This is a genomic window from uncultured Campylobacter sp. (assembly GCF_938031315.1).
Lineage (GTDB): Bacteria > Campylobacterota > Campylobacteria > Campylobacterales > Campylobacteraceae > Campylobacter_B.
In genome coordinates this window covers 1-9,995 of record NZ_CALHHT010000086.1, presented here as the reverse complement: position 1 = coordinate 9,995, position 9,995 = coordinate 1, and the positions used below count along the sequence as shown (strand labels likewise).

General features: G+C 48.6%; 8 protein-coding genes and 1 pseudogene. 8 read left to right on the top strand and 1 reads right to left on the bottom strand.

Features of this window, described 5'->3' with window-relative positions; genetic code table 11:
* From Q0236_RS02360 to Q0236_RS02350, 3 genes and pseudogenes are all read left to right on the top strand, one after another.
* Nucleotides 1-319: pseudogene (locus Q0236_RS02360) on the top strand (asparaginase); the annotation flags it as partial.
* A 62-nt stretch (nucleotides 320-381) separates the two neighbouring features.
* A complete protein-coding gene (locus Q0236_RS02355; RefSeq protein WP_297914622.1) occupies nucleotides 382-1,041 on the top strand; it encodes a GntR family transcriptional regulator in 660 nt (219 codons plus the stop codon).
* Between the two features lie 145 nt (nucleotides 1,042-1,186).
* Nucleotides 1,187-1,345 (top strand): hypothetical protein, encoded by a 159-nt coding sequence (locus Q0236_RS02350; protein ID WP_297914619.1) that lies wholly within the window; start codon nucleotides 1,187-1,189, stop codon nucleotides 1,343-1,345.
* Between the two features lie 110 nt (nucleotides 1,346-1,455).
* On the opposite strand, the gene Q0236_RS02345 is transcribed toward Q0236_RS02350, so the two are convergent.
* Nucleotides 1,456-2,625, bottom strand: a complete 1,170-nt coding sequence (locus Q0236_RS02345; protein ID WP_297914616.1) for a sugar transporter — start codon at nucleotides 2,623-2,625, stop codon at nucleotides 1,456-1,458.
* Between the two features lie 564 nt (nucleotides 2,626-3,189).
* Here Q0236_RS02345 and Q0236_RS02340 point away from each other — a divergent pair.
* From Q0236_RS02340 to Q0236_RS02320, 5 genes are all read left to right on the top strand, one after another.
* On the top strand, nucleotides 3,190-4,206 hold the full coding sequence (locus tag Q0236_RS02340) for a YeeE/YedE family protein (RefSeq protein WP_297914613.1): 1,017 nt from the start codon (nucleotides 3,190-3,192) through the stop codon (nucleotides 4,204-4,206).
* 270 nt (nucleotides 4,207-4,476) lie between these two features.
* A complete protein-coding gene (nifJ, locus tag Q0236_RS02335; protein WP_297914610.1) occupies nucleotides 4,477-8,058 on the top strand; it encodes a pyruvate:ferredoxin (flavodoxin) oxidoreductase in 3,582 nt (1,193 codons plus the stop codon).
* Nucleotides 8,059-8,168: 110 nt separating this feature from the next.
* A complete protein-coding gene (locus Q0236_RS02330) occupies nucleotides 8,169-8,861 on the top strand; it encodes an aspartate/glutamate racemase family protein (RefSeq protein ID WP_297914607.1) in 693 nt (230 codons plus the stop codon).
* 118 nt (nucleotides 8,862-8,979) lie between these two features.
* Nucleotides 8,980-9,303 (top strand): DUF2325 domain-containing protein, encoded by a 324-nt coding sequence (locus Q0236_RS02325; protein ID WP_005870807.1) that lies wholly within the window; start codon nucleotides 8,980-8,982, stop codon nucleotides 9,301-9,303.
* Nucleotides 9,296-9,995: hypothetical protein (locus Q0236_RS02320; protein WP_297914604.1), on the top strand; the 700-nt coding region annotated here is incomplete at its 3' end. The genes Q0236_RS02325 and Q0236_RS02320, both read left to right, overlap by 8 nt.

Below are 9,995 nucleotides of genomic sequence, written 5' to 3'. Positions count from 1 at the left end.
CGGCGAGATGATTGAGCTTGCTGTGCGTGCTAATTTTAGCGGTATCGTAATTAGTGGCGTAGGTGCCGGACACGTATCATATGATATGATGGACAAGCTAAAAGATGCTCAAATTCCGGTCGTCGTCGCTTCTCGCACAGGTAGCGGGATCTGCGCTACTAAGACATACGGTTATAAGGGCTCGGAGATGGATTTACAAAGTATCGGTTGTATAATGTCCGGCTGGTTATCGCCAATTAAAGCGAGGCTTTTGTTGATGCTTTTGTTGGCAAACAACATGAATTTGGAACAGATAAAAAAAGAATTTGGAAATTTCTGAGGCATCGATCTGGATTGTTTTTATATTATTTTTGTATAATACTCCTAAAAAACGGAGAATAAATGATACATCTCAATTCGGATCGTCCTATCACCACAACAGAATTTATAGTCCATAGTCTTAGTCAAGATATTTTAAACGGAAATATAAAATCCGGCTCCAAGCTAAAACAAAATGAAATTTCAAAGAGATTTAACGTTAGCGCTACGCCGGTAAGGGAAGCGCTAAAAATTCTGACGGCAAAAGGGCTAATCAGTTTCGATCCGTTTAAAGGCGCAATTGTAAAGGGGCTTTGCTACAAGGAAGCAAAAGAAATTTATGAACTCAGAATTTTATTGGAAAGCAAACTTATAACGGATGCGTTTGAAAAATATGATACTGAGTATCTACAAAAAGCAATTAATATCCAAGAACAGATCGAAACTTGCACGGATTTAAACGAATGGGCTTTGTTAAATGCCAATTTTCATCGATGCTTTTGGCAGAGCGAAAGCGGTAGTAGGACATTTAATATCGTCGAAACCCTTATAATGGCGGCAATCCCATATGTTTCACTGTCTTTGTTTTATAAAAAATCCCATATAGAATCCTCAAATGAGGAACACAGGGCAATAATAGAAGCGTATCAGAAAAAAGACTTAAAAAAATTAGTTCATCTCAACACAGCACATACTAATAAGACGAAAAATATTTTAGAAGATGCGATAAAAAATAGCCTTTAAGTATTTTTTTACAAAGTGTAGCATTCGCGTCGCAACAAACTTGTTAAATTCTTATCGAGATTAAATTTATGCCTATTTTTACATCAACTAAAACATTTCCCGATCAAATAGCTTCTAAAATCGCATAAATTATATCAAGGGAGAATTGATAAAAAATCTTAAGGTTTTATCGATCGCAACGATACCGACGCTAAATTTAAGCACTTCGGATATTGCGCTTGACGGCAAAGACGTGTCATTGCAAGAAACGCATATTAAAAACGGTGTAATTAGGCGCGAGGTTAAATTTTATCTGCAAATTTAGCTGGTCGCGAGGGATAAATTTTTAAAAATTTAGACCCATAAAACTGCCGTTTTAAAGCGCCAACTAAAAGCGCGCGCTAATCTCGCCGAAGCTCTTTCGCAAATTTAAGCCTACGCGCTATTTTTCTCCGCAAATTTCACGCTTGCGTAGAGGTAGCTTGCAAGCCCTAGCGCGCCCAGTATCGCGCCTGCCTCGCCTATGTGTTCAAGCCCGAATCTCGTTGCGATCTGATGCCCCAAAAGCGCTCCGCCGCCGATGCCTACGTTGTAGATCGCCGAATAGATCGATATCGCGACATCGGTAGCGTCGGGAGCTAGCGCCAAAACCCTAATCTGCAAGCAGAGTCCGAAGCCGAAAATCCCCACTCCCCAGACGAAAGCTGCGAGCAGCAGCGCCGCGTCATTTGCGGCAAAAGCTTTTAGCGTCAGCACCGAGGCTAGGATAAAGAGAATCGCGCAGATCAAAAATGCGTTCGGAAATGAGCGGTAAAGCTTTGAAAAAAGCACGCTCGCAGCGATTCCCGAAGCGCCGAATGCAAGCAGGACGTAGGTTACGAAATGATCCCCTGCGGGATTAAATTTCGCCACGAAGGGCTCGACGTAGCTGTAGGTCGTAAAATGCGCGCCTACGATCAAAAACGTCAGCAGATACAAAGCAAGCAGCATAGGGCGCTTTGCAAGCATCGGCAAGCTAGCAAGAGAGCCCGCGCGCCTGCTTGGCAAAAACGGTAAAATTTTCCAAAGAAACAGCGCCTCGGCCGCCGCAAGCGCGCCGATCGCGAAAAACGTAATCCTCCAGCCAAAAAGCTCGCCGACCACGCGCCCCAAAGGAAGCCCTAAAACCATCGCAAGCGAGGTGCCAAGAGCGAGCATGCCGATGGCCTGAGAGCCTTTATTTATCGGCGCTACGCGCACGACGAGCGATGAGGTGATCGACCAAAAGATCGCGTGCGAAATCGCGATGCCCAGTCGCGCGATTACCAAAACGGCAAAATTCCACGCAATGGCCGCCAGGACGTGGCTTAGCGTAAACAGCACAAAAAGCCGCAAAAGCAGCCTCTTACGCTCAAGCTTTGAAGTAAGTAGCATCAACGGCAGCGAAAGGATACTCACTGCCCACGCGTAGATCGTGATGATTAGGCCCGTACTCGTAACATCCATCTTAAAATCCGCCGCAATGTCGCTTAGCAGGGCCACGGGGATAAATTCCGTCGTATTAAAAATAAAGGCGGCAAACGCTAACGCGACAACTCTCGTATAAGCGATTTTATGGACGTTCATCGGTTTTCTCTTTCTACTTTTAATTCCACTTTTAAATTTTGACTATAAGCCTGGCGCATTTTGCGGTTTTTACGAGGCTGTGTTTTAAATTTTAAAATTTAAAATTTTGCGCGCTGCATTTGCGTGCACGCTCCAGGCTAAATTTCAAGCGGGAATTATAGCTAAATTTAGCCTCTGCGCGGCTATGAAAATAAAATTTTACGTTCAAAAAACAAAGCCGCGCTCGGCGAAATTTACTCCGTAGCTAGCCTCTAAAAATCTAATATAAATATGCGCTATGTTTGGCGGAGCAGCTCATGGAATTTCTTGTGTGTTCGGTCGAGCGAGATTAAATTTCACATAGCGTTTGTCAGGGCGGTGGTAAAATTCCACGGTAAAATTTCGCGCTGTATTTGAGAGCTCGCCGCGCAGCAAATAATCGCGCCGTAAGAATAAACGAGCGCGCCGCCGGCTAAATTTAGCGCGAGATTTAAATGAAAATTTTTATCTGAATGAATAAAATTTCAACTTAGTTTTATTTTTTTGGCAATACAATAACGTAAATTTTTCCGCAAGGCTTAAGATATGATGAGCGGTTTATTCGTGGGTATCGCCTTTGGCGTCTTGCTTCAAAGAACTCAATTCTGCTTCAATTCGGGCTTTCAAAACATATTTTTACAAAAAAATTTCCGCTTTCTCGCCGCCCTTTTGATCGCCGTGAGCATCCAAGCCGTGGGCTTTTTCGCTCTTTCTCACTTCGGGCTTATCCGGATCCCCGATCACAAAGTGCCGATTTTGGCGACGCTTATCGGCGGATTTTTGCTTGGATCTGGGATGGTTGTCTGCGGATACTGCGCGAGCGAAAGCTGGGTCAGAACGGGCGAAGGAGGGATCGCGCCACTTTTGGTGCTGCTTGCGTTTTCGATCACGATGGCTTGCGGATACTCGGGCCCGCTAAGGCGACCGCTCGGCGCGCTTAACGAGCAAACCTTGCAGGCAAGCAGCGTCCAAGAGCTTCTTAAAATTTCGCCGTGGGCCTTGGTGGCGGCTCTGATCCTCATAACGGCGGTCACGGTTAAAATTTCGCTCTCGCAAAAGCAACCCGGTTCCGCCCCTGCGCACCGTCTTCGCGGCGCGGCATACCTGCTGTTTGAAAAAAAATTTCATCTCTTCTTCGGCGCCGTGCTGATCGGTCTTTTGGGCGTTTTGGCCTGGTATCTCAGCGCGCAAACCGGCAGGCAGTTCGGCTTTAGCGTCGCGGTGCCCAGCGCGAACGTCATGGAGTATCTCGTGACGGGGCAGGACGGATATCTGAATTGGGGCAGCCTCTTTGCGGTGGGGATTTTGGCGGGCTCCTTTGTAAGCGCTCTTTTGTCGGGCGGGCTTGAGCTGAAATCTCTGCCCGCAAACGAGTATCCAAAGCGCGTTTTCGGCGGCTTTTTGATGGGTATAGGCGCCGTTTTAACCGGAGGCTGCACCGTCGCGAACTGCTTGGTATCGGTGGCCTATTTTTCGATACAGGGCTGGCTCGCGACCTTTATGATACTACTTGGCTGCGCAGTCGCGACGAAATTCTGCAAACCGAGTTCTTGCCAAGCTTAAAAGTAAATTTAGCCGTTTTAAAATTTTATTGCAGCTCCAAATAAATCCTAGCGGATAATCAAAAAAGCAAGCCATAAATCCGCCGCCCTTAAGATTCCGTCGCGGATAAAATTTAAAGCTTCTTGCGCTTTAAAAATATATCTGCTGCGCCTAAATTTAGCCGCCGCTTCGCAAAACCTAGCAAATTCCATCGGGTTTGCGAAGCATTTAAATTTTTAAGCAATAAATATGTAAAATTAGCGAAATTTGATAATTCCAAAGGAACTAAAAATGGCAAAAGTTATGAAAACTATGGACGGAAACGAGGCGGCGGCTTACGTCTCATACGCCTTCACCGAGGTCGCGGGCATCTATCCGATCACGCCTAGCTCGCCGATGGCGGATTACACCGATATTTGGGCGTCGCAGGGCAAGAAAAACCTCTTCGGCATGCCCGTTAAAGTAGTTGAGATGCAAAGCGAGGGCGGTGCGGCGGGCACCGTGCACGGCTCACTCCAAGCGGGCGCGCTTACGACGACGTACACCGCATCGCAGGGGCTTTTGCTAAAAATTCCAAATATGTACAAGATCGCGGGCCAGATGCTTCCGGGCGTCATTCACGTCGCGGCGCGCGCGCTTGCGGCGCAGGCGCTCTCTATCTTCGGCGATCATCAAGACGTCTATGCCTGTCGCCAAAGCGGCTTTGCGATGCTCGCAAGCGACAGCGTGCAGGAGGTGATGGATCTGGGCGGTATCGCGCATCTTGCGGCGATTAAGGGGCGAGTGCCGTTTTTGCACTTTTTCGACGGATTTCGCACGAGCCATGAAATTCAAAAGATCGAGGTGATGGACTATGCCGAGTTTGATCGCTTGCTCGATCGCGAGGCCGTGCGTAAATTTAGAGCTGACGCGCTAAACTCCGAACATCCTAAAACTCGCGGCACGGCGCAAAACGACGACGTATATTTTCAGACGCGCGAGCTAACCAATAAATTTTACGACGCGCTTCCGGACATCGTCGCGGAGTATATGAGCGAAATTTCAAAGATCACGGGGCGGTCGTACGCGCCTTTCGTCTATTACGGTGCAAGTGAGCCGCAGCGCGTGATCGTCGCGATGGGCTCGGTCAATCAAGCCCTTGAGGAGGTGGTCGATCATCTAAACGCGAAGGGCGAGAAGGTAGGCGTGCTAAAAGTGCATCTCTACAGGCCTTTCAGCCTCAAATATCTCTTCGCCGCGATGCCTAAAAGCGTTCGTAAAATCGCCGTGCTCGACCGCACGAAGGAGCCGGGCAGTCTCGGCGAGCCGCTGTATCTGGACATAAAAGCCGCATTTTACGGGCGCGAGGACGCCCCGCTCATCGTGGGCGGCAGGTATGGTCTAAGCTCCAAAGACGTTGATCCCGCGCAACTAATCGCCGTGTATGAAAATTTAAAGGCGGACGAGCCTAAAAACGGCTTTACGATCGGCATCGACGACGACGTGACGCATCTATCTCTACCCGTGGGAGATAAAATTTCGCTCGGCTACGAGGATGAGACCGAGTGCCTGTTTTATGGCCTTGGCGCGGACGGCACCGTGGGCGCGAATAAAAATTCCGTCAAAATCATCGGCGATAAAACCGATCTTTACGCGCAGGCATATTTTGCCTACGATAGCAAAAAATCGGGTGGCTACACGCGCTCACACCTGCGCTTCGGCAAAAGACCGATACGCTCGACCTATCTCGTCTCAAATCCGCATTTCGTCGCCTGCTCGGTGGCTGCGTATCTGGACATCTACGACGTCATCGGGGGCATCCGCGAAGGCGGCACCTTTCTTTTAAATTCCATCTGGGATGCCGAGCAGACGGCGGCAAAGCTTCCGAACAAGGTCAAAAAAATTCTAGCCCAAAGACGGGTAAAATTTTACATTCTAAACGCCACCAAGCTGGCGCACGAGATAGGGCTTGGAGGCCGCACCAATACGATCATGCAATCGGCGTTTTTCAAGCTTAGCGGCATCATTCCGTTCGAGCAGGCGCAGAGCTATATGAAGAAATACGCTAAGAAAACCTACGCCAAAAAGGGCGAGGCGGTCGTGGCGATGAACTGCGACGCGATCGATAGGGGCGCGGACGCTTTGGTGCAGGTAGCGATCGATCCTGCGTGGGCAAATTTAAAAGATGACGTAGCGGGCGCGGACGATAAATACAAGGGCGACGAATTTATAGAAAAGATTGTAAAGCCGATAAACGCAGCGCGCGGCGATAGCTTGCCGGTGTCGGCGTTTTTAGGGCACGAGGACGGCGGCTTTGATGCGGGAACGACGCGATTTGAAAAGCGCGGCGTGGGCGTCATGGTGCCTAAATGGATCGAGCAAAACTGCATACAGTGCAACCAGTGCGCCTTTGTCTGCCCGCACGCCGTAATCAGGGCGTTTTTACTAGACGAAAAGGACGAGGCCGCCGCGCCTTTAAATTTAAAAGAGCACCTGCTAGAAGCCAAGGGCAAGGAGCTAAAGGGGCTAAAATATAAGATTCAAGTAAGTCCGCTAGATTGCACGGGCTGCGCGCTTTGCGCCGAAAACTGCCCGAGCAAGGAAAAATCGCTCGTCATGGTGCCGCTTGAAGAAGAACTCGCAAAAGGCGAGCAAGAAAGCGCGGACTTTTTATTCGAGCACGTAAGATATAAAGACGATTTGATGGACAGATCAAGCGTCAAGGGCGTGGGCTTTGCGCGCCCGTATTTTGAATTTCACGGCGCGTGCCCGGGATGCGGCGAAACGCCGTACATCACGCTGATCACGCGACTTTTCGGCGATCATATGATCGTAGCCAACGCCACGGGCTGTAGCTCGATCTACGGCGGATCGGCGCCCTCGATGCCGTACCGCAAGGACGAGAACGGCCGCGGCGTCGCGTGGGCGAACTCGCTTTTTGAGGACAACGCCGAGTTTGGGCTAGGAATGAAGATCGCAAGCGAGACGCTGCGCCATAAGATCGAGGATCTGATGCTAGGCTCGCTCTCAAGCGTGCCAAACGCGCTAAAGGCGCTTTATCACGACTGGATCGAAAACAGAAACGATACGCTAAAATCCGCTCAGATCAGAGATAGGCTGGTGCCGCTACTAGAACAAAATTTGGACGCGCCCGGGGTTCGTGAAATTTTAGAGCTGAAGCAGTATCTAAACAAAAAATCGCAGTGGATCATCGGCGGCGACGGCTGGGCCTACGACATCGGCTACGGCGGGCTTGATCACGTGCTGGCTACCGGCGAGGACGTAAACGTGCTGGTACTGGATACGGAGGTTTACTCAAACACCGGCGGGCAGAGCTCCAAAGCTAGCCGTCGCGGCTCGATCGCGCAGTTTACCGCGGGCGGCAAGGCGGTGCAGAAAAAGGACCTCGGTCAGATCGCGATGACATACGGCAACATCTTCGTCGCGCAGGTAAATTCCAACGCAAACCAAGCCGCGACGCTAAAGGCGATCATGGCGGCGGAGGCCTACCCTGGGCCTAGTCTCATCATCGCGTATTCGCCCTGCATCGCGCACGGCATCAAAGGCGGCATGGGCAGCTCCGGCGATCAAGCCGAGCTTGCGAGCAAATGCGGCTATTGGCTGACCTACACCTTCGATCCGCGGCTTGCGGCGGAGGGCAAAAATCCGCTTAAAATTTCATCCAAAGAGCCGGACTGGAGCCTTTATGAGGAATTTTTGCTAAACGAAGTGCGCTACAACGCGCTCAAAAAGATCGATCCTGAGCACGCGCAGGAACTGTACGAAGCCAACAAAGCCGATGCGATGAGGCGCTACCGCCAGCTAAAACGCCTCGCAAATGCCGATTTCGGCGATGAGGTTGCCTCTACGGGCGCCGCGAGCGAGAATGCTTAAGCTTTGCGGCTATTTGTTGAAATTTCGGCTCTGCAAATTTTGCAATCCGGAATTTTATTAAATTTCGCGGGACTGCATAAAATTCCGTATAAATTTTAAAAGGAAAATCCATGAAAAAAATTGGACTAATCGGCGGCATGAGTTACGAATCTACGATTACCTATTATGATGGGATCAATCGCAAAATTAACGAGCGTCTAGGCGGGCTAAGTAGCGGCGAAATTCTGCTAAGTAGTCTAAATTTTGACGAGATCGAGCGGTGCCAAAGAGATAATGAGTGGGGCAGGGCGGGCGAAATTTTAGCTCGTCACGCGCGAGTTTTGCAAGGCGGCGGCGCGGATTATATTTTTCTTTGCACCAATACGATGCATAAGTGCTACGAGGCGATAAAAGCCGCTATATCCGTGCCTTTTGTGCATATCGCGGACGCCACGTTAAGTGAGTTACGAAAGCGTGGCGTGCAAAAAGTAGGGCTGCTCGGCACGATCTACACGATGACGCAGGATTTTTACAAACAGCGCCTAATAGATGGCGGCGTGGAGGTACTCGTGCCAAATGCGGACGAAATGGAAGCGGTAAACGAAGTAATTTTTGATGAGCTTTGCTTTGGTAAAATTTTACCGCACTCCAAAGAGAAATTTTTACGGATTATTGAAGGACTTAGGGCTCGCGGCGCGCAGGGCGTGATACTGGGCTGCACGGAGATCGGACTGCTAGTATCGCAAGCAGATACCACCATGCAGCTATTCGATACTACGCAGATCCACATCGATGCGGCAGTAAGTCTAGCTTTAAGCGAGTAAATATCAAATATGAGCCGGTAAAATTCCGGCTTATAATTTCAAATTTTTATATACATTATCAGTTAAATTTAATCTTTCTCTGTTATAATAACGACTATCAATCATAAAAGGGGATGAAATGAACGTTTTAGTTATAGGAGCAGATGAGATTACACCCATTAAGGCGGTTTTAAAAGACCTTGGCGCGAGTAACATCGAGCACTGGGATGCACGAAACGAAAATCGCGTAAATCGTAAGCCGATCCCACAGGATACGGAGTGCGTCGTTATGCTTACGAGCTTTTTAAACCACAACACGATGAAAAAAATCAAAGGCGAAGTAAAAAAGCGCAAAATCCCGCTTGTATGCGCTAAAAGAAGCGTTAGCTGCGTATTTTGCGAATACTGTAAGGTCTTCAATTTAAATCAAGAATTCGGTTGCAGACCTTGCGAAGATGATTAAAATTCTAAGGAATTTAAATAATGCCGGCAAGCCCAAGCAAACGGCTAAAAAATCGCGCACTGCGTCGCAATCAAATGCTTACGACGATGAAATAGGCGAGCTAAATTCCAAGAATTCTTTAAATTCTAGCAAATTTAACGCTAGTTGCCTTGCGCATGTCGAAAGCAAGAAATTTAGCGGCAAATTTAAAAAGTTTTCAAGCGGTAAATCGGGTGCGCTTTATCATAATGCCTCTAAGCCGCATGCTGCAAAGAGTGCGCAAAAAGACGGCGCAAATAGGAATTTGACAGCAAGGGCTTTTTGCGACACTGGCTTAGCGCAAAAGAATTTTTTCTGCGCTAAGCGTTCGGACGAGAAATCAGCTTTATTACAAGATACTACCGCGTCAAAACGAGGTATCGCAGCACGCGAAAAACGCCAAAAAGCGGATCTGCGGCGCGATAATGAGCTTATTGATGATGAAATTTTAAATGCCGAAGTTTTTAATAAGCAATTCTTTAGCGGCGAGATTTTTGGCTTTGATGCGAACGGGTGCGAGATTGTGCCAGAGGCGCTGCGGGATTATAATGCGGCTTCGCGAGCGCGAGCGATGCTAGCTCTATATAATTTTAACGTTAATGCGGATTATAGAATTCCGCCCGCAAATTTAAAAAGCGCTTCGCAGTTTCGCGCCGCGTTTTTAAATTTTATCG